Origin of the sequence: Mesorhizobium australicum WSM2073, assembly GCF_000230995.2 — a bacterium.
Taxonomy (GTDB): Bacteria; Pseudomonadota; Alphaproteobacteria; order Rhizobiales; family Rhizobiaceae; genus Mesorhizobium; species Mesorhizobium australicum.
Window position 1 is genome coordinate 1,717,371 of sequence record NC_019973.1, and the last position, 20,130, is coordinate 1,737,500.

The following is a 20,130-nucleotide window of genomic DNA, read 5'->3' on the forward strand; positions in this document are numbered from 1 at the left end:
CTTGACGTTAAGAATCTTTCCATTATCTTATCTCAATATTCAACGCCGGCCAAGAGGCTGTGCCACCCATAGGGTTCCATCATGAAATATCTCTGGGATTCGGCGCTCGGCCTGCTGGTTGTCACCGGCGGCCTGCTGGGCCTGACGCTGCCCTTCGGCAAGCTCGCCACGGCGGCCGGCGTGCCAGCCATGGTCTGGGCCTTTGTCATCTCGCTCGGCGCTGGCGGCGTGCTTTTGGGCGTGCTCCTGGCGCGTGGTCAGCGCATCCGGCTCACCCCGCACAAACTGCGCTATTTCTTCGTCACCGCGGCAGTGTCCTATGCCGTCCCCAATCTCCTGATGTTTTCGGCCATTCCGCATCTGGGCGCCGGCTACACCGGCATCATGTTCACGCTGTCGCCGGTGATCACATTGGTGTTTTCGATCCTGCTCGGCGTCCGGCGCCCCAACCTGCTGGGCGTATCAGGCATCGCCGTCGGCTTCGTCGGCGCCGTCATGGTGGCGGTGACGCGCGGCGAGGCCGGCCAGCCGGCCGATCTGTTCTGGGTGATGATGGGACTGCTGATCCCGGTCAGCCTTGCCGCCGGCAACATCTACCGCACCATCGACTGGCCGGAAGGAACCGGTCCCATCGAACTCGCGGTCGGCAGCCATCTGGCGTCCGCGGCGATGCTGCTCGTCGGCATCCTGACCTTGCTCGGAGGCAAGGCCTTCGTCCAGCTTGGCGCCGTGCCGCTCATCGTCTTGGCGCAGATGGCCTCGGCATCGGCGATGTTTGCTTTCTTCTTCCGGCTGCAGGCGGTTGGCGGTCCGGTCTATCTCAGCCAGATCGGCTATGTCGCGGCAGCGGTCGGGCTGTTTGCCGGCACGATCTTCCTTGGTGAACACTATCAACTGCTGACCTGGGTCGGCGCCGTCATCATCACCGCGGGCGTGTTCATCACCACCAAGGCGCAGAGCCAAAAAGCCTGACGGCTTCGAGGCTCACGTCGCACTGCCGTCAGCGTCACCGCCGGGCTCCGGCCTCGGCTGGCCGAGGATTGGCTGTCAGACCGATTCCTTTTCCGCCAGCACCATGTAGTTGACGTCCATGTCCTTCGACCGCGCCCAGCGGTCGGCAAGCGGATTGTAGGAGACGCCGGTGCGGTCGATGATGGTCAGGCCGGCGCCGCGCAGCGCCTTTTCCAGCTCTTCCGGGCGCACCAGCTTGCCGAATTGGTGGGTGCCGCGCGGCAGCCAGCGCAACACATATTCGGCGCCGATGATGGCGAGGCCGAGCGCCTTGAGCGTGCGGTTGATAGTGGCCACGAACATGATGCCGCCGGGTTTGACCATCTCGCCGCATTTGGCGACGAACAGGTCGATATCGGCGACATGTTCGACCACTTCCATGTTGAGGATGACATCGAATTTTTCACCGGCCTCGGCGAGATCTTCCGCCGTCGTGGCACGATAGTCGACGCTGACATTGCCCTCGGCGGCATGCAGTTTCGCCACTTCGATGTTTGTTTCGGACGCGTCCGCTCCGACCACCTCGGCACCGAGCCGCGCCATCGGCTCGCACAAAAGGCCACCGCCGCAGCCGATGTCGAGGATGCGCAGGCCCTCGAACGGCCGCGCTGCCCGTGGGTCGCGGCCGAAGCGCGCCGCGATCTGGTCGCGGATATAGGAAAGCCGGACCGGATTGAATTTGTGCAGCGGACGAAACTTGCCGTTCGGGTTCCACCATTCGGCGGCAAGGGCGGAAAAGCGTTCCACCTCTCCGGCATCGATCGTCGATCGTCGGGGCTCAGGCATCGGTTGGTCTCCTCGGACGCTACAGCGCCGCGCGTCCTTCGGACGCGCAAAGGACGCTGTAGCACTTTGATTCTGCGCATGATCCTTTCCGAAATCGAAGTCGATTTCGGGGTCATGCGCTAGGAAGTCGGGCGTGAGGCATCGAATGTCAAGGCAACATTTTCCTCTGCTGACAAAGTGGCTGGGCGATCAAAGGCCCGGCTTATTTCGTGTCCAGAACATCCCGCAGCTTGGCCGCCAGCTGCTCGATGGTGAACGGCTTGGCCAGGAAGTGCACGTCATGATCGAGCATGCCGTTGTGGACCACGGCATTCCTGGTGAAGCCGGTGGTGAAGACCACTTTCAGCTCGGGCTGGCGCGCGAGCGCTTCCTCGGCGAGCTTGCGGCCGTTCATCACCGGCATGACGATGTCGGTGAAAAGCAGGGCGATGCCTGGTGTCGCGGCGAGCTTCTGAAGGGCCTCCGGTCCGCTTCCCGCATGGATGACGATGTAGCCGAGTTCGCGCATGACACCCGTCGTGGAGGCCCGCACGCGGGGGTCATCCTCGACGACGAGGATCGTCTCGGTGACCTTGGCGGCGCTCTTGTCGCGCCCGACGGGCGCTGCCGGCTCCTCGGCTCCGAAAAACCGGGGCAGGTAGATCTTGATCGTCGTGCCTTCGCCGGGCTCGGAGTAGATCTTGACGTGGCCGCCCGATTGTTTGACGAAGCCGAACACTTGGCTCAGCCCAAGTCCCGTGCCCTTGTTGACCGGCTTGGTCGTGAAGAAGGGTTCGAAGGCCCTGGCGATGGTCTCGGGCGACATGCCGGCGCCGGTGTCGGTTACCGCGATCATCACATATTGGCCAGGCGTGACTTCGGCGTGCGTCGATGCATAGCCGTCGTCGAGGTGGCTGTTGACAGTCTCGATGGTCAGCTTGCCCTCATTGTCCATGGCGTCGCGGGAATTGACGGCCAGATTGAGGATCGCGTTCTCGATCTGGCTGGGATCGGCGTGGGTTTTCCACAGGCCGCCCGCTAATACTGTCTCGATGCGGATGCCTTCACCCAAGGTGCGGCGCAGAAGATCGGACATGCCGGTCAACAGCCCGTTGATGTCGACAACCTGCGGCGCCAGAGGCTGCAGGCGGGAGAAGGCAAGCAGGCGGGAGGTCAGGTTGGCGGCACGGCTCGCCGCGTCGGTCGCGGCCTCGACGAGTTTTTCGATGTCATGCTCGCCCCGCTTCAGCTTGCGCTGGGCAAGGTTCATGGCGCTGAGGATCACCGCCAGCATGTTGTTGAAGTCGTGGGCGATGCCGCCTGTCAGCTGTCCGACAGCCTCCATCTTCTGCATCTGGCGTATCTGGGATTCGGCGTTTTCACGCGTCTGGATCTCGTTGCCGAGTTCGATGTTCTTGCGCATCAGCTCTTGCTGGGCGACGACCACCTCGTGGAAGCGGCGACGGGATTGACGTATGGTGTAGGCGGCCAGCAGGAAAATCGCCAGCAACGCGGCCAATGAGCCGATCCGCAGCCAGGCCTCGACCCGGTCGGTACGCTCGTCGCGCGCGGCCACCGCGGCGGCGCCGATGCGTCGGATTGTGTCCATGCTGGCCCGCATCTCGTCCATGGCGGCCTTGCCCTGGCCACTGCGGACCAGTTGCAGGGCCTTTGCCGCATCGCCTCGCTCGTAGAGAGCTATGGTTTCGGCCAGGTCGGCCTGCTGTCGAGAAAGCGCGTCCTTGATGTGGCCGATCTGCTGGGCGATCTGGTCGTCGGGAGCGGTCGCGCTGTCGACCCGCGCCAATTGCCCCGGAATTGCCTCGACGGCCTTCCGGTAAGGCTCCAGATAGGATTTTTCACCGGTCAGCAGGTAGCCGCGCTGACCACTCTGGGCCTCCTGCGCCAATGAAAGCAGCCCGGAAAGCTGCTCCTGGTACTCGATTGTCTCACGTGCGGCGGCACGACTGGCCCTTTGGCTCTCGACGAGCACTGCACGGGTGCCGACGATCAGTGCCAGCACCGCAAAGCCCGCGACAAGCGGGAGCGATTGCAATCGCATGGCGCGCCGAAGCCGAGCAATCATCCGTTATGCCGAACCAAAAGCAATTTCCCGCAGGCAGCATTTGGTAAGCGGCGCCGGCCCGGAAGGCAATATGTCGTGCTGTTACGCAATCCGCCGTCAGCCTTGCGAAACCTTCCTCATTTGGCTATGGAGGCCGCGCATTCAGTGGCCGGCGGCAGCCGGACGCTGTTCTTCCATTTTCGGCCGCGGGCCGGCTCCAGTCAAAGGCATTTCGCTTCCATGGCGCGTATCGTGATGAAATTCGGCGGGACCTCCGTCGCCGACATCGCTCGCATCCGCAACGTGGCACGTCACGTCAAACGCGAGGTCGACGCCGGTCACGAAGTGGCTGTGGTGGTTTCGGCGATGGCCGGCAAGACCAACGAGCTGGTCGGCTGGACCCGCGAGGCCTCACCGATGCACGATGCACGCGAATATGACGCGGTCGTCGCTTCCGGCGAACAGGTCACGGCTGGCCTTCTCGCCATCACCCTGCAGAACATGGGCGTGCATGCGCGCTCCTGGCAGGGCTGGCAGATTCCGATCAAGACCGACAACGCGCATGGCGCGGCGCGCATCCTCGACATCGACGGCGCCTTCCTGGTCAAGCGCTTCGGCGAAGGCCAGGTGGCTGTCATCGCCGGTTTCCAGGGCATCGGGCCGGACAACCGCATCGCGACACTCGGACGTGGCGGCTCCGATACCAGCGCCGTGGCGATCGCCGCCGCGGTCAAGGCCGACCGCTGCGACATCTACACCGACGTCGATGGGGTCTACACCACCGACCCGCGCATCGAGCCCAAAGCGCGGCGGCTGGCCAAGATATCGTTCGAGGAAATGCTTGAAATGGCCTCGCTCGGCGCCAAGGTTCTGCAGGTGCGTTCGGTCGAGCTTGCCATGGTGCACAGGGTGCGTACCTTCGTGCGGTCGTCCTTCGACGATCCCGATGCGCCCGGAATGGGGGATTTGCTCAATCCTCCGGGAACGCTCATTTGCGACGAGGAAGAGATCGTGGAACAGCAGGTCGTCACCGGAATTGCCTATGCCAAGGACGAGGCCCAGATTTCGCTGCGCCGCGTCGGCGACCGGCCGGGCGTCGCCGCCGGCATTTTCGGACCGCTGGCCGAGGCCAACATCAATGTCGACATGATCGTCCAGAACATTTCCGAGGACGGCAAGCTGACCGACATGACCTTCACCGTGCCGTCGGGCGATGTGGACAAGGCGCTGGCCGTGCTCGATCGGCTGAAAGCCGAGATCGGCTACGATGTCGTGCAGTCGGAAGCCGGCATGTCGAAGGTCTCGGTCATCGGCATCGGCATGCGGAGCCATGCCGGCGTCGCCGCCACCGCCTTCAAGGCGCTGGCCGACAAGGCGATCAACATCCGCGCCATCACCACCTCCGAGATCAAGATTTCGATACTGATCGACGGTCCCTATACGGAACTTGCGGTTCGCACTTTGCATTCCGTCTACGGTCTGGATAAGCAGTAGCAGGACTGAATCAGCTGTTGCGCACTTGCCGGGCGCGGCGGAAACTGCCCCGGCAAGAAGTCTATTGGAGAAGAAGCCGCGATGCGTGACACGGCCGTTGGCCCGCGCGTTTTGCTGAAACGGCTCCGCGAGCTCATGCAGGAGCCGCTGGAGCCGCAGGAGCGGCTCGACCGGATTGTGCGCGACATCGCCTCCAACATGGTCGCGGAAGTCTGCTCGCTCTACGTGCTGCGCGCCGATTCGGTGCTGGAGCTCTACGCCACCGAAGGTCTGAACCCGAACGCCGTCCATCTGGCGCAGCTGCGGCTAGGGCAAGGCCTGGTCGGCACCATTGCCGCGAGTGCCAGGCCGCTCAACCTGTCCAACGCGCAAGAACACCCGGCCTTCGCCTACCTGCCGGAGACCGGGGAGGAGATCTACAATTCCTTCCTCGGCGTGCCGGTGCTCAGGGCAGGGCGCACGCTGGGCGTCCTGGTCGTCCAGAACAAGACCATGCGCCACTACCGCGACGACGAGGTCGAGGCGCTGGAAACCACGGCCATGGTCATCGCAGAGATGATCGCCACCGGCGATCTGGCGCGGCTGACCCGGCCAGGCCTCGAACTCGACCTGCGCCGGCCTGTCAGCTTCACCGGCCTGTCCTTCAACGATGGCGTCGGGCTCGGTCACGTCGTGCTGCACGAGCCGCGTATCGTCGTCACCAATTTGTTCAACGAGGACAGCGAGGAGGAGGTCCGGCGGCTCGAAGCCTCGCTTGGTTCTCTGCGGCTTTCCATCGACGACATGCTGGAGCGCCGCGATGTCGCCTTCGAGGGCGAGCACCGCCAGGTGCTGGAAGCCTACCGCATGTTCGCCAACGACCGGGGCTGGGTACGGCGCCTGGAAGAGGCGATCCGTAACGGCCTGACTGCCGAGGCGGCGGTCGAAAAAGTTCAGAGCGACATGCGCGCCCGCATGCTGCACATGACCGATCCCTATCTGCGCGAGCGGATGAGCGATTTCGACGATCTCGCCAACCGGCTGTTGCGCCAGCTGATGGGACGTGGACCCGAGGATGTCGCGGCCTCGCTGCCCAAGGACGCCATCATCGTCGCCCGCTCGATGGGCGCTGCCGAACTGCTCGACTATCCTCGCGACAAGCTGCGCGGGCTGGTGCTGGAGGATGGCGCGGCGACCAGCCATGTCGTCATCGTCGCGCGCGCCATGGGCATTCCCGTCGCCGGCCAGATGAAAGGCGCCGTTTCCATGGCGGAAAACGGCGATGCCATCATCGTCGACGGCGAGGAAGGCGCGATCCATCTGCGGCCGCAATCCGATCTTGAAGCCGCCTATGCCGAGAAGGTGCGGTTCCGGGCGCGACGGCAGGAGGTCTACCGCGAACTGCGCAAGAAGCCGTCGACGACCCGGGACGGGGTCCAGGTCGACCTGCTGATGAATGCCGGGCTTGCCGTCGACCTGCCGCAACTTGCCGAAGCGGGCGCCGCCGGCATTGGCCTGTTCCGCACGGAACTGCAGTTCATGGTCGCGTCGACCTTTCCGCGCGCCGAAGCCCAGGAAAAACTCTACCGCGACGTGCTCGAGGCAGCGCGCGGCAAGCCGGTCACCTTCCGCACCATCGACATTGGTGGCGACAAGGTGCTGCCTTATTTCAAGGGCGCGATCCAGGAAGAGAATCCGGCGCTCGGCTGGCGGGCGATCCGCCTGACGCTAGATCGGCCGGGCTTGCTGCGCACCCAGATCCGCGCCTTGCTCAAGGCCAGCGGCGGGCGCGAGCTCAAGCTGATGCTGCCGATGGTGACCGAGCTCGGCGAAATCGCCCAGGCGCGCGAAATCATCGACCGCGAGGTGCGGCATCTCTCACGCTTCGCCCATCATCTGCCGACCAGTCTCAAGCTGGGCGCCATGCTGGAAGTGCCGTCGCTTCTGTTCCAGCTCGACGAACTGATGAAGGCGGTCGACTTCGTCTCGGTCGGATCGAACGACCTGTTCCAGTTCGTCATGGCGGTCGACCGCGGCAACACGCAACTGGCCAACCGCTTCGATACGTTGTCGGCGCCATTCCTGCGCGTGCTCAAGCAGATCGCCGACGCCGGCGCCCGCAATCATACGCCGGTCACCCTGTGCGGTGAACTCGCCGGCAAGCCGATCTCGGCGATGGCGCTGATCGGCCTCGGTTTCCGCTCGATCTCGATGTCGCCGGCCTCGATCGGTCCGGTCAAGGCCATGCTGACGGAGCTGCCGCTGGAGGAGCTGAAGGCTTTCTTCGACGACAATCTGATGGCGCCGGCGCAAGGGCTGCCGATGCGGGCATTGCTGCAGGCCTTCGCCGACGACCGCTCGATCCCGTTGTAGCACCCTCATCATGGTCAATTTGCCCCGCGATCGTATGGATCAAGTCGTCAAGCGTTTCGAGATGCTCGAAGCGCAGATGTCGGCCGGGCCGGCGCCGGATGCCTATGTGAGGATGGCATCGGAATATGCCGAGTTGCAGGAGATGGTGGCCAAGGTCAGGGAATTGCGCTCTGCCGAGCACGAGCAGGCCGACCTCGAAGCGATGCTCGCCGACAAGGGCACCGACGCTGAGATGCGAGCGCTTGCCGAAGCAGATTTGCCCGGCGTCGAGGAGCGCATCGAGACGCTGCAGAAAGACATCCAGATCCTGCTCCTGCCCAGGGATGCCGCCGACGACAAGAACGCCATTCTTGAAATCCGCGCCGGCACCGGCGGCGATGAGGCGGCACTCTTCGCCGGCGATCTATTTCGCATGTATGAGCGCTATGCCGCCGAACGCGGCTGGCGGTTCGAAACGGTATCGGCCAGCGACGGCGATGCCGGCGGCTTCAAGGAAATCATCGCCACGATCTCCGGTAAAGGTGTGTTCGCCCATCTGAAATTCGAATCCGGGGTGCATCGCGTCCAGCGCGTGCCGGCCACCGAGGCCAGCGGGCGCATCCACACGTCAGCCGCCACAGTCGCCGTGCTGCCGGAAGCCGAAGAGGTCGACATCGATATCAGGGCCGAGGACATCCGCATCGACACGATGCGTGCCTCCGGCTCCGGCGGCCAGCACGTCAACACCACCGATTCCGCGGTCCGCATCACCCATCTGCCGACCGGCATCATGGTGGTGCAGGCGGAGAAGTCGCAGCACCAGAACCGGGCCAAGGCCATGCAGATCCTGCGCGCCCGGCTCTATGACATGGAGCGCAGCAAGGCGGATGAGGAGCGTTCCGAGTCGCGCAAGTCGCAGGTCGGTTCCGGCGACCGCTCCGAGCGTATCCGCACCTACAATTTTCCGCAGGGCCGGGTCACTGATCATCGCATCAACCTGACGCTCTACAAACTCGACCGGGTGATGATGGGTGAACTCGACGAAATCGTCGACGCGCTGATCGCCGATCATCAGTCGAAGCTGCTGGCCGATATCGGCATCGATGGCTGACCATCCGCCCGCGGCGCTGGGGTCGCTGCTGCGGGAAGCGCGGACCCGGCTTGCCGCAGCCGGCATCGATGATCCCGCGCTCGATGCGAGGCTGATCGTCGAGCACTATTCCGGCACGACGCGCACCCAGGCGATCGCCGACCCGGAGTGCAAGATCGACGGGAACGCCATCGCCGCGATCGACGGCGCCTTGAGACGGCGAGCCCGTGGCGAGCCGGTGCATCGCATCCTCGGCTATCGCGAGTTCTACGGTTTGCGCTTGTCGCTGTCGCCGGAGACGCTGGAGCCGCGACCGGACACCGAAACGCTGGTCGAGGCGGTGCTGCCCTTCGTCAAGGCAATAGCCACGCGGGAGGGCACATGCCGCATCCTCGATCTCGGCACCGGAACGGGCGCGATCGCCCTGGCGTTGCTGAGCGTCGTGCCGGCCGCGACCGCCACCGGTGTCGACATCTCCGCCGGCGCTCTGACCACGGCGGCCCGCAATGCCGGGCAATTCGGCCTCGGCGGCCGGTTCACGGCGGTTCAGTCGGACTGGTTTGAAAAAGTTTCCGGCCGGTACCATGTAATTGCCGCAAACCCTCCCTATATACCAACACAAGAGATTGGAAATCTGCAGGACGAAGTCCGCGATTTCGACCCGCGCCTTGCCCTTGATGGCGGTGTGGATGGGCTGAACCCCTACAGGATCATCGCCGCCGAGGCGGCAAGGTTTCTGGAAGCCGAAGGCAGGATTGCGGTCGAGATCGGCCACACGCAAAGCAACGAAGTCAACGATATATTTCGCGCGGCCGGTTACGCGGCTGGCGAGGTTTTTAGCGATCTCGGCGGAAACGACAGGGTTCTTGTTTTTCAACGGGCAACGTCTTGACGCAGTGCAAAAAAAGCGCTTGGCAATACCGGGGAATGCGGCTAGGGTCGCCTAACCGGATGAGACGAAGCAGGCAGTGCTCTTAGCGATTCGGTTTTTCCTTGGAAATAGCTGCCTTCTTGCGCAAACGACGCCCAAGCTTCGTGCGGGAATCGTCCGGCAAGTGATGTAACCGGAAACAGGATGACACGTGGCGCCAACGCAATCGATGCGGGCGAACGCCGGTGAAGAAACGAAACGGCTGGCTGCATGAGCGCCTCCGTTCGTGAAGAGTTTTTCAAAATTTCAAGATGAAGAGAGTCGAATGAGGCCACAACAGCAGAACAGGCGCATGCGCGGTCGCAACAACAATGGCGGCGGCGGTGGCAATAACAATAACAACAACAATAACAACAACCGCAAGGGGCCGAATCCGCTTACGCGCAATTACGAGAGCAACGGCCCGGACGTGAAAATCCGTGGATCGGCTCAGCAGATTGCCGAAAAATACGCCACGCTTGCCCGTGACTCGCACAGCTCCGGCGACCGGGTGATGGCGGAGAACTACCTCCAGCACGCTGAACACTACAATCGCATCATTGCCGCCGCGCAGGCGCAGATGCCGATCCAGAACGTCCAGCAGGCACGCGACGAGTTCGACGAGGACGGCGACGACGATCGCGACGAGTTCGACAATGCCGGCAGTGGGGCCGGCAACAGTGGGGCGGGAAATAGCAGCGGCAATGCCGGTTCCGATCCACAGCTCCCCGTGATCAACCATGGCGCAGGTCCGCAGCCGGTGATCGAGGGCATGCCGGCGGAGGTTGCGCTGAACCGGGAAAACGGTCGCGACAATCGCGACAATAGCGGGCGCGACAACAGCGGGCGTGACAATAACGGTCGCAACAATGGCGGCCGCGACAACAGTGGCGGGCGCCATCGCGATCGCCGCCCCAATGGCGGCTACGGCCAGCGCGACTACGCTTCACCCGAACAGGGCGGCCAGCAACAGCGCAACGAGGCCCCGGGGCAGACAGAAGGCCAGGCAGAGGCCGCTTCGCCGCCCGAGACCGTCGCGGCGGCCGAGCCGGCTCCACGGTTCGAGAATTTTTCACCGGCAGGTCTGGCCGCCCAGGCGGAACTCAATGAGGCGGCCGCCGAAAGCGGTGCTGCCCGCCGTCCACGGCGTCCGCGCCGTCCGCGCACCAATGCCGATCAGGTCGAGAGCGGCAGCGAAAATGGGGATGCGGCCGAGACAGCGGCGGCTCCGGTCGACAGCGGCGGTGCCGAACCCGTGGTTTCCGACATCGACAACTGAGCGAACGGCATTCAAGGCCTTGAGCGGCGGAGAGAAATCTCCGCCGTTTTCGTTTGGGCTGACGTGGAATATTATGCGCCTGCCATATTGCGACATCTTGAGGGGCAAGGGTCCATGCACCATATCTGGCCTGAACAGGATCCGGCTCGAATGGGCGGGTCCGTCACCGCAATCTGATCCGGTGCCGCAAAGCGGGCCGGTGATGGAAGGAGACAAATATGAACCTTGAGAAATACTCGGAGCGCGTGCGCGGCTTTATCCAGTCCGCGCAGACCATGGCGCTCTCGCGCAACCACCAGCAATTCACCCCCGAACACATTCTGAAAGTCCTCGTCGACGATGACGAAGGCTTGGCCGCGTCGTTGATCGAGCGCGCCGGCGGCAATGTCCGCGATGTCAAGCTCGGCGTCGAGACGGCGCTCGAGGCGATGCCCAAGGTGGAGGGCGGCAATGGCCAGCTCTATCTGGCACAGCCGCTGGCCAAGGTGTTCTCGACCGCCGAAGACCTGGCTAAGAAGGCCGGCGACAGCTTTGTCACCGTCGAGCGGCTGCTGCAGGCGCTTGCCATGGAGAAATCGGCCAAGACGGCCGAAATCCTGGCCAAGGCTGGTGTCACCGCGCAGGCGCTGAACCAGGTCATCAACGACGTCCGCAAGGGCCGCACCGCCGATTCGGCGAGTGCCGAACAGGGCTATGACGCGCTGAAGAAATACGCACGCGACCTCACCGCGGACGCACGCGCGGGCAAGCTCGACCCCGTGATTGGCCGCGACGACGAGATTCGACGCACCATCCAGGTGCTGTCGCGCCGCACCAAGAACAACCCGGTGCTGATCGGCGAGCCGGGCGTCGGCAAGACGGCGATCGCCGAAGGGCTGGCGCTGCGCATCGTCAATGGCGACGTGCCGGAATCGCTGAAGGACAAGCAGTTGATGGCGCTCGACATGGGCGCGCTGATTGCCGGTGCCAAATATCGCGGCGAATTCGAGGAGCGGCTGAAGGCTGTGCTTTCGGAGGTCACTTCGGCCAGTGGCAACATCATCCTGTTCATCGATGAGATGCACACGCTGGTCGGCGCCGGCAAGGCCGATGGCGCCATGGACGCGTCGAATCTCCTGAAGCCGGCGCTGGCGCGCGGCGAACTGCACTGCGTCGGCGCCACCACGCTGGATGAATACAGGAAGCATGTCGAGAAGGATCCCGCCCTTGCCCGCCGTTTCCAGCCCGTCTTCGTCGACGAGCCGACAGTGGAGGACACGGTCTCGATCCTGCGTGGCCTGAAGGAGAAATACGAGCAGCACCACAAGGTGCGTATCTCCGATTCGGCACTGGTGGCGGCGGCGACATTGTCCAACCGCTACATCGCCGACCGCTTCCTGCCGGACAAGGCGATCGACCTCGTCGACGAAGCCGCCTCGCGGCTCAGGATGCAGGTCGATTCCAAGCCCGAAGCACTGGACGAGATCGACCGCCGCATCATGCAGCTCAAGATTGAACGCGAAGCGTTGAAGGTCGAGACGGACGATGCCTCGAAGGACCGGCTCGCCCGCCTGGAAAAGGAACTTGTCGGCCTGGAAGAGGAATCGACAGAGATCACCGCGAAGTGGCAGGCCGAGAAGCAGAAGCTCGGGCTAGCGGCCGACTTGAAGAAGCAGCTCGACGAAGCGCGCAACGACCTTGCCATTGCCCAGCGCAAGGGTGAGTTCCAGCGCGCCGGCGAGCTTGCTTATGGCAAGATCCCGGAACTGGAAAAGAAGCTGAAGGAGGCCGAAGCCCAGGACGGCAAGGCCGGCATGGTCGAGGAAGTGGTCACGCCCGACCACGTCGCCCATATCGTGTCGCGCTGGACCGGCATTCCGGTCGACAAGATGCTGCAGGGCGAGCGTGACAAGCTGCTGCGCATGGAAGACGAGATCGGCAAGCGTGTCGTCGGCCAGGGCGAAGCGGTGCAGGCCGTTTCCAAGGCGGTGCGGCGTGCCCGTGCGGGCCTTCAGGATCCGAACCGGCCGATCGGCTCGTTCATGTTCCTCGGGCCTACCGGCGTCGGCAAGACGGAACTGACCAAGGCTTTGGCCAATTTCCTGTTCGACGATGAGACGGCGCTGGCGCGCATCGACATGTCCGAATACATGGAGAAGCACTCCGTCGCCCGGCTGATCGGCGCGCCTCCCGGCTATGTCGGCTATGAGGAAGGCGGTGCGCTGACCGAAGCGGTGCGGCGCCGGCCCTATCAGGTCGTGCTGTTCGACGAGATCGAAAAGGCGCATCCGGATGTCTTCAACGTGCTGTTGCAGGTGCTCGATGACGGCCGGCTCACCGACGGGCAGGGCCGCACCGTCGACTTCCGCAACACACTGATCATCATGACGTCTAATTTGGGCGCCGAATATCTCGTCAATCTCGGCGAGGATCAGGATGTCGATGCCGTACGAGACGAAGTGATGGGCGTGGTCAGGGCATCGTTCCGGCCGGAGTTCCTCAATCGCGTCGACGAGGTGATCCTGTTCCACCGGCTGCGCCGCAAGGACATGGACCGTATCGTCGAGATCCAGCTCAAGCGGCTCGAGAGCCTGCTGAGGGATCGCAAGATCACGCTGTCGCTGGATCCCGAGGCGATCGAGTGGCTGGCGGCCAAGGGTTACGACCCCGCTTATGGTGCCCGGCCGCTGAAGCGGGTGATGCAGAAGGAACTGCAGGATCCGCTGGCGGAAAAGATCCTGCTCGGCGAGATCCTGGACGGCTCGACTGTCAAGGTCACGGCCGGTTCCGACCGGCTGAATTTCCGCTCCAAGCCGGCGATCGTCGCGGCCGAGGTCGCGGCCTGATTCAAACGCCGCGCGTCCACCGGACGCGCGGCGTTTTCATGCAATTGGCGGGGGATTGATGACGCTGGACGACTACAACGGCTTCTGCGCTTCGTTGCCTGCAACGAACCACGTGGTGCAATGGGGCGGCGCCCATGTCTGGAAGGTCGGGACCAAGGTGTTTGCGATCGGTGGCTGGGATCAGGGTCGGCAGCTCTTCGTCACCTTCAAATGCTCCGACATCGCCTATGACGTGCTCAAGGAGCAGCCGGGCCTGCGCCCCGCGCCCTATCTTGCCTCCCGCGGCATGAAGTGGATCCAGCGTCAGACAAGCCAGAGCATGGATGATGGTGCGCTGGAGGACTATCTGCGCGAGAGCCACCGCCTTGTTGCCCTTAAGCTGACGAAGCAGGCGCGCAAGGAATTGGGGCTTGGCGCAAGCTAGCCAATATTCCCCGAGGCGCCGGAAAACCGCCATCTTCATGCCCGGTTCATGTTGGAACCATATGGTGGGTAACTGGTTTGCTGGCGAAGGGTTCGCCGAACTGAACAATGCCGGGCGGCGGCACATACGGACCGGAGAGTTTCGCACGATGCTGCGCAGTATCTTCACCCTTTCGGCGCTTGCCGCGGGACTGGTGTTTTCCAGTGCGTTCGCCGCGCCGACGCATGACGGTGCCGCCCAGCCTGTCCGCACGTCCGGGAGCGGCGGCATTCTGCTCGCCCAGGACGGCAATCTCGACATTTATTACGATGCCAGGGGCAATCGCGTCATCGTCGATTCGGACACCGGCAAGGTGATCGCCATCCAGCCGCCACAGACACGCCTCGACCGGCGGGCGCTGCGCCGAGAGAGCCGGATGCGCGAACTTGGCCGCGCACCCGCCGACGATGACCGCTACTATCTCGACGATCCCCAGGACATGGCCCGCTTCCGCCGCAGACAGCTGGAAGAGGAAGGCCGGGTCATTCCACCGCCCGCCGACGAATACGATCCTGACGGAAATGGTTCAGTCGATGCCTATCCGCCGGCACCGCGGGACGACGGCAGCTACGACAACAATTATCCCGACGCGCCGCAGCCGGGTACAATCAAGCGCCAACCGCTGAACGAGGCGTCGATAGACCCCGTCCGGCCGGCAGACCCGACGGACCAGGCAGCGCCCTCCGACCAGGCGGCATCGCCGCCAAAGGCCGGCGGCAAGACGTCGGTCGACCCGTCGCTTTCGTTGGGCGCACGCCAGGATGTCGCGGCGCTGCAGGTGCTGCTCGACCGGGGCGGGGCTTCGCCTGGCGTCATCGACGGGCGCTTCGGTTCGAATGTCGACAAGGCGCTGGCGGCCTACAATCAGATCAACGGCAGCAGCCTCAAATCGACCGATTCGGTCGGCATCCAGGCCGCATTGTCGCAGTCCGGTGGCGACGCGTTCGCCAACTACACCATCACCGCGGAGGATGCGGCCGGCCCCTATGTCGCGTCGATCCCGGAGGACTACAGCCAGAAGGCGCAACTCGACCGCATGGGCTTCACCTCCGTCACCGAGGCGCTGGCCGAGCGCTTCCACATGGACGAGAACTATCTCAAGGCGCTCAATCCGGACGCCAACTTCAATCGTCCGGGCACGATCATCAAGGTCGCGAATTTCGGCAAACTGGTTTCTGCCCCGGTTGCCCGCATCGTCGCCGACAAGGGCAAGAAGGAAGTCTTTGCCTATGATGCGTCCGGCAAGCTGGTCGCGGCCTACCCCGCCACAATCGGCTCGTCGGACACGCCGTCGCCGACCGGCATCCATGCCGTTTCGCGTGTCGCGCTCGATCCGAACTACACCTATAACCCCAACATCAACTTCAAGCAGGGCGAGAACAACAAGATCCTGACCATTCCGCCTGGGCCGAATGGCCCGGTCGGATCGGTGTGGATCGCCCTGGACAAGCCGACTTACGGCATCCACGGCACGCCAGAGCCCTCGAAGATAGGCAAGACCGAGAGCCATGGCTGCGTGCGCCTGACTAATTGGGACGCGCGTGAATTGGCCAAGCTGGTCTCGCCGGGCGTGCCGGTGGAGTTCGTCGAGTAGGTATGTCGATATTCAGGCGATGCCGGCCTGACCTGAATCTCAACATAAATCTCAACCAATGATCCTGCGCACCCACTTCACATTCGGCGTTGCCGCGTAGATCAACTGCACCACCAGAATGAAGCCTACGCTCGCCAACGGGGTGATCAGGCAAAGTGCGGCGCCGACGGCCCACAGGATCTGCGCCTTGACGATGCGCAGGTAGACCGTGCGTTTCGTTTCCGCGTCGACGTCCTCCGCGACAAGGCCGCTCTTCTCCGCATACCGCCAGCTGACGAACAGCGTGATGCCGAGCATCAAGAGGTTGAGCCAGTAAACCAGCACCGCGGTCCTGAATTCCAGAAAATCGGCCAGAAGGTCGGTCGAGAACGGCAAGAGCGCGATGAAGGCGAGAAAGCAGAGGTTCAGCGTGGCCAGCCGTCTGTCGGATTTGGCGATCAGACCATGCTGGGCCTGCTGGCCGAACCAGAAGATGGTCAGGGTCAGAAAGCTCAAGGCATAGGTGAGGAAGCGTGGCGCGAGTGCCGCGATGGCGGCGAGCAGATCATGTTCGGAGTGGATCACCTCATGCGCTGGCACCCTGATCTCGAGCACGATCAGGGTGAGCGCGATGGCGAACACGCCATCGGTGATACCGACAATACGGCCGCGCCCCTCAACCGATGCTTCGAGCGGACGCTTCATCGATTTCTCCTGCCCGCGGGTCCTGGAAACCTAAAGCGCGTCTCGTCGAAACGGATTCATGCGACGCGCTTTAAATCTTGCCTGATGCATGTCGTTGTCGCAAAAGCCGAGGTCACATCTGCGCGACATGCATTAGCATGACTGCCGCGGTTTGCATCGGGGCAGATGCAATCCCTGGCAATATGGCTGGTTTCAAGGACAACAAGCCGCTGGCCGGTTGTTGCCGCCGCGCCGACGGTCTAATGAGGGTGGCATGCATGCGCCCAATCAAGCCGCCGCCGTTCCGCTGACCGCTCCGGTCGCGAACGGCACGTTCTGCCCGCAATCGCAGCGGCGTTATGTGTTGATCGCGGCGATCCTGGCCTCGGCGCTCGGCTTCATCGACGGATCGATCCTGGCGATAGCCATGCCGGCGATCCGCGTCGACCTCGGCGCCAGCCTTGCCGAGGCGCAGTGGATTTCCAATGCCTATGCGCTGACACTCTCAGCGCTGATCCTTGCCGGCGGTGCCGCAGGCGATCGGTTCGGGCTGCGCCATGCTTTCGTGGCCGGCATTGCGCTGTTCGTCGTGACCTCGCTTGCCTGCGCGCTGGCGCCGAACGCTGTCGTGCTGATCGCATTTCGCGCGCTCCAGGGCATCGGCGCCGCGATCATGGTGCCGGGCAGTCTCGCCATTATCGCCAAGGCTTATCCGAAGAAGGAACGCGGCAGGGCGATCGGCATCTGGGCGGCGGCCTCGGCGCTGACCACCGCTCTCGGCCCTGTGCTCGGCGGCCTGGTGCTCTCGGCTTTCGGCGGCGGCATCTGGCGGGCGATCTTTGCCGTCAATCTGCCGCTCGGCCTGATCTCGATCTATCTGCTGCTCGCCAAGATTCCGGCCGATGCGCCGACGGAGAAACGCAGCCTTGACCTTGCCGGCGGGGCGCTTGCGACGCTGGCCTTCGGCGCGCTCGCCTATGGGCTGACTTCAGTGAGCGCCAGCGGCGAGAGCCACATGGCCGGTCCAAGCATTGCCGCCGGCGCCGTGCTGCTTGTCGTCTTCATCCTGTTCGAGCGGCGGCAGCGCGAGCCGATGATAGATCTCAGCCTGTTTCGCATCGGTGCTTTCGCCGGCGCCAACGTCGCGACGTTCTTTCTCTATTTCGCACTGTCAGCCAATCTTTTTTATCTGCCGATGCTGCTGATCGCAGGCTGGGGACTGAGCACCGCCGAGGTCGGCTTCATCTTCCTGCCGCTGTCGGCGGCGATCGCGCTTCTGTCGGGACCCGTCGGCAAGCTGTCGGACCGGATCGGGCCCCGTTTTCCCATTGCCTGCGGCAGCCTGATCGTGGCGGTTGCCTTCGCCGGGCTGGCCTTGCTCGCCTATGCCGGCTTTCACCATTTCTGGACCGGCATCTTCCCCTTGATGGCGCTGATGGGGCTCGGCATGGCGTTGGTCGTATCGCCATTGTCCACCGCGATCATGACGGCGGTGGAAGACAAGGACACCGGCGCGGCTTCCGGCATCAACAACGCCGTCTCACGCATCGGCGGTTTGATCGCGGTGGCGGCGATGGGGTCGCTCGCTGCCTGGATCTACGCCAATGCCCTGGAGGTAAATGCCGCGCCCGGCGTGCCTGGCTTCGGCGAACCGCCACCAGCAGGACTTTCGCCGGCACTCGATGCGGCGAGGATCGCCGCCAGCGACGCAGCCTTTTCCGCCATCTCCTTGGTGACGGCGCTGCTATGCCTGCTTTCCGCTGTCATTGCCTGGATGACGATTTCGGGCGAAGCGCTGCCGTGGTCGCGGCGCGCCGAACCTCGGCAGGGCGAAGGCTGAGTCTCAGCCTTCGATCTTGGCGCTGGCGACCTTCAGCGAATTGCCATCTTCCTGTTTCAGCAGATCGTCGATGCGCTCGCGCTCGCGCTTGAAGGCGACGAGATCGTCGCCCTTCAGCACCTTGCCGACCGGTAGACGGACGCGCATCGGATCGACTTTGGTGCCATTGACGATCAACTCGTAGTGCAGGTGCGGGCCTGTGGCGAGGCCGGTCTGGCCGAGATAGCCGATAGTCTGTCCCTGGCGCACATGCATGCCCGGCTCCATACCTTTGGCAAAGGCACTCTGGTGATTGTACGAGGTCTCGTAGCCATTGGCATGGCGAATGATGATCTGCTTGCCATAGCCGCCGGCCCAGCCGACCTTCTCGATGACGCCATTGCCGGCGGCGATGATCGGCGTGCCGATCGGGGCTGCCCAGTCGACGCCTGTGTGCATGCGGACATAGCCGAGGATCGGATGCTTGCGGGCGCCGAAGCCGGAGCGGAACTTTCCGGCGGGCAGCGGATTGCGCAGCAGGAACTGCTGGGCGCTCGAGCCGTCTTCGTCGAAATAGTCCGTGCTGCCATCCTGCATCTGGAAGCGGTAGAAATTGCGCGTCGTGCCGCCGAAGGTCGCCGAGACATAGAGAAGCTCGGAATTGTCCGAGGTCTGGTCGTCGCCATCAGGCTGCGAGAACAGCACTTCAAGGCGGTCGGAGGGATTGAGGCGGGACTGGAAATCGACATCGGATGCTAGGAGCTTGATCAGCCGCTGGGTCATCGCCTTGGACATGCCGTAGGAATAGGCGGCGCGGTAGATGCCGTCATAGACGTTGGGCAGATTGCCGCGCACCACTACCGGCGCCGACGAATCGTCGAATGCGGTCAGCAATTCGGGATTGGGCTCGGGCTCCTGGGCCGGCACGTACTGGCCGCGGTCGTCGAGCGCGATGGTGACGATATGCGTGGTCTTGTCATAGACGCTTGTGCGCACGACCTTGGCGGCATCGCCGTGGACCTCAAGGCCAACACGCAGCACGGTACCTGCCTTGAGCGCCGGCGCGTTGAGCAACTTGGCGATCGCTTCGGCCATGCCGGTGGCATCATCGCCCGTGTAGCCCGAATCGGCGAAAGCCTCCGTGAGGTCGGTGTCTTTGGTGAAGGGGATGATTTCCTCGGCGAAAGCCGGTGCCTGGTCGTCCGCGTTGGCGCGTGGCGATACGGAGACATTTTCCGGCACGATCTTCACATCGTAGGAGCCGGCCATGCTCTCGGCAAAGGCTTCGCCGAATCGCTGCGGATCGACATAATGAAGCGAAGCCACCTGCACGGCGCCGTCGCTGAGGTCGGTGCCGGCTTCGCGTACCACTTTTTCGACTTCGTCGGCCGACAGGTCGCTCTTCTCGTCGAAGGAAGCCGTCGCGATGGGGAAATCCACGGTCTTCAGGCTCATTTCGCTTTCGACCTTGGCGCCGTAGATCTGGCCAGAGGCGGCCGACGCTGTCGCCGGCTGCGCCGATGCATCGTCGCCGTCGTCGCCGAACACCTGCATCGGGTCGAAAGGGGGGTAGGCCCGGCTGGTGGTGTGGCCTGCTGCGAGTGCCATCTTGATCTGCACGAAAGGCATGGTGTGGATGACATCGCGGTCGCCGACCTTGGTGACCATCGACACTTCCATGCGGCGGCGATCCTTGGCCTTGGCGATCTGGCGCGGCGCCACCAGCCTGGTGGTCTTTGCCACCTCGCCGGAATCGCCGTTGCTGGCAAGGCCGATCAGTTCGGCGATCTCGGGTGGGGTCGCCAGTTGCTGGCGACCATC

14 protein-coding genes (1 of these 14 cut by a window edge) are annotated in these 20,130 nt (G+C 63.6%); 10 read left to right on the forward strand and 4 right to left on the reverse strand.

Annotated features, from left to right (window positions below; genetic code table 11):
• Nucleotides 1-81 precede the first annotated feature (81 nt).
• Nucleotides 82-972, forward strand: coding sequence for a DMT family transporter (locus MESAU_RS08220; protein WP_015315597.1), 891 nt, complete (start codon nt 82-84; stop codon nt 970-972).
• Nucleotides 973-1,047: 75 nt separating this feature from the next.
• Here MESAU_RS08220 and ubiG read toward each other — a convergent pair whose 3' ends face one another.
• Together ubiG and MESAU_RS08230 are read right to left on the reverse strand one after the other, a co-directional pair.
• Complete coding sequence (gene ubiG / locus MESAU_RS08225) at nt 1,048-1,797, reverse strand: bifunctional 2-polyprenyl-6-hydroxyphenol methylase/3-demethylubiquinol 3-O-methyltransferase UbiG (RefSeq protein ID WP_015315598.1); 750 nt, start codon at nt 1,795-1,797, stop codon at nt 1,048-1,050.
• Nucleotides 1,798-1,999: 202 nt separating this feature from the next.
• On the reverse strand, nt 2,000-3,838 hold the full coding sequence (locus MESAU_RS08230) for a CHASE3 domain-containing protein (RefSeq protein ID WP_015315599.1): 1,839 nt from the start codon (nt 3,836-3,838) through the stop codon (nt 2,000-2,002).
• Nucleotides 3,839-4,081: 243 nt separating this feature from the next.
• Here MESAU_RS08230 and MESAU_RS08235 point away from each other — a divergent pair, with 243 nt between their 5' ends.
• The 8 genes from MESAU_RS08235 (at nt 4,082) to MESAU_RS08270 (ending at nt 15,827) form a co-directional block, all read left to right on the forward strand.
• Complete coding sequence (locus MESAU_RS08235; RefSeq protein ID WP_015315600.1) at nt 4,082-5,335, forward strand: aspartate kinase; 1,254 nt, start codon at nt 4,082-4,084, stop codon at nt 5,333-5,335.
• A gap of 81 nt (nt 5,336-5,416) precedes the next feature.
• On the forward strand, nt 5,417-7,687 hold the full coding sequence (ptsP, locus tag MESAU_RS08240; protein ID WP_015315601.1) for a phosphoenolpyruvate--protein phosphotransferase: 2,271 nt from the start codon (nt 5,417-5,419) through the stop codon (nt 7,685-7,687).
• A gap of 10 nt (nt 7,688-7,697) precedes the next feature.
• Nucleotides 7,698-8,777, forward strand: a complete 1,080-nt coding sequence (gene prfA / locus MESAU_RS08245) for a peptide chain release factor 1 (RefSeq protein WP_015315602.1) — start codon at nt 7,698-7,700, stop codon at nt 8,775-8,777.
• A complete protein-coding gene (prmC, locus tag MESAU_RS08250; protein ID WP_015315603.1) occupies nt 8,770-9,648 on the forward strand; it encodes a peptide chain release factor N(5)-glutamine methyltransferase in 879 nt (292 codons plus the stop codon). The genes prfA and prmC overlap by 8 nt, the downstream gene beginning before the upstream one ends.
• 304 nt (nt 9,649-9,952) lie before the next feature.
• Nucleotides 9,953-10,945 carry a DUF4167 domain-containing protein gene (locus MESAU_RS08255; RefSeq protein WP_015315604.1) on the forward strand — a complete coding sequence of 331 codons (993 nt, stop codon included), beginning with the start codon at nt 9,953-9,955 and terminating at the stop codon, nt 10,943-10,945.
• Nucleotides 10,946-11,163: 218 nt separating this feature from the next.
• The gene (gene clpB / locus MESAU_RS08260) at nt 11,164-13,770 is read left to right on the forward strand and encodes an ATP-dependent chaperone ClpB (RefSeq protein WP_015315605.1); all 2,607 of its coding nucleotides are present in this window, start codon (nt 11,164-11,166) and stop codon (nt 13,768-13,770) included.
• Nucleotides 13,771-13,828: 58 nt separating this feature from the next.
• Complete coding sequence (locus tag MESAU_RS08265) at nt 13,829-14,194, forward strand: MmcQ/YjbR family DNA-binding protein (RefSeq protein ID WP_015315606.1); 366 nt, start codon at nt 13,829-13,831, stop codon at nt 14,192-14,194.
• A gap of 148 nt (nt 14,195-14,342) precedes the next feature.
• Nucleotides 14,343-15,827, forward strand: a complete 1,485-nt coding sequence (locus tag MESAU_RS08270) for a L,D-transpeptidase family protein (RefSeq protein WP_041163664.1) — start codon at nt 14,343-14,345, stop codon at nt 15,825-15,827.
• A 51-nt stretch (nt 15,828-15,878) separates the two neighbouring features.
• Here the strand turns inward: MESAU_RS08270 and MESAU_RS08275 are convergent, their stop codons facing one another.
• Nucleotides 15,879-16,511, reverse strand: a complete 633-nt coding sequence (locus MESAU_RS08275) for a TMEM175 family protein (protein ID WP_015315608.1) — start codon at nt 16,509-16,511, stop codon at nt 15,879-15,881.
• Nucleotides 16,512-16,764: 253 nt separating this feature from the next.
• On the opposite strand from MESAU_RS08275, the gene MESAU_RS08280 reads away from it, so the two are divergent.
• Complete coding sequence (locus MESAU_RS08280; RefSeq protein ID WP_015315609.1) at nt 16,765-18,330, forward strand: MFS transporter; 1,566 nt, start codon at nt 16,765-16,767, stop codon at nt 18,328-18,330.
• Between the two features lie 3 nt (nt 18,331-18,333).
• Here the strand turns inward: MESAU_RS08280 and MESAU_RS08285 are convergent, their stop codons facing one another.
• Nucleotides 18,334-20,130 carry the 3' portion of a M23 family metallopeptidase gene (locus tag MESAU_RS08285; protein ID WP_015315610.1) on the reverse strand. Its footprint extends 174 nt past the window's final position, so 1,797 of the gene's 1,971 nt are visible here — the last part of the coding sequence; its start codon lies beyond the right edge, outside the window; it ends in the stop codon at nt 18,334-18,336.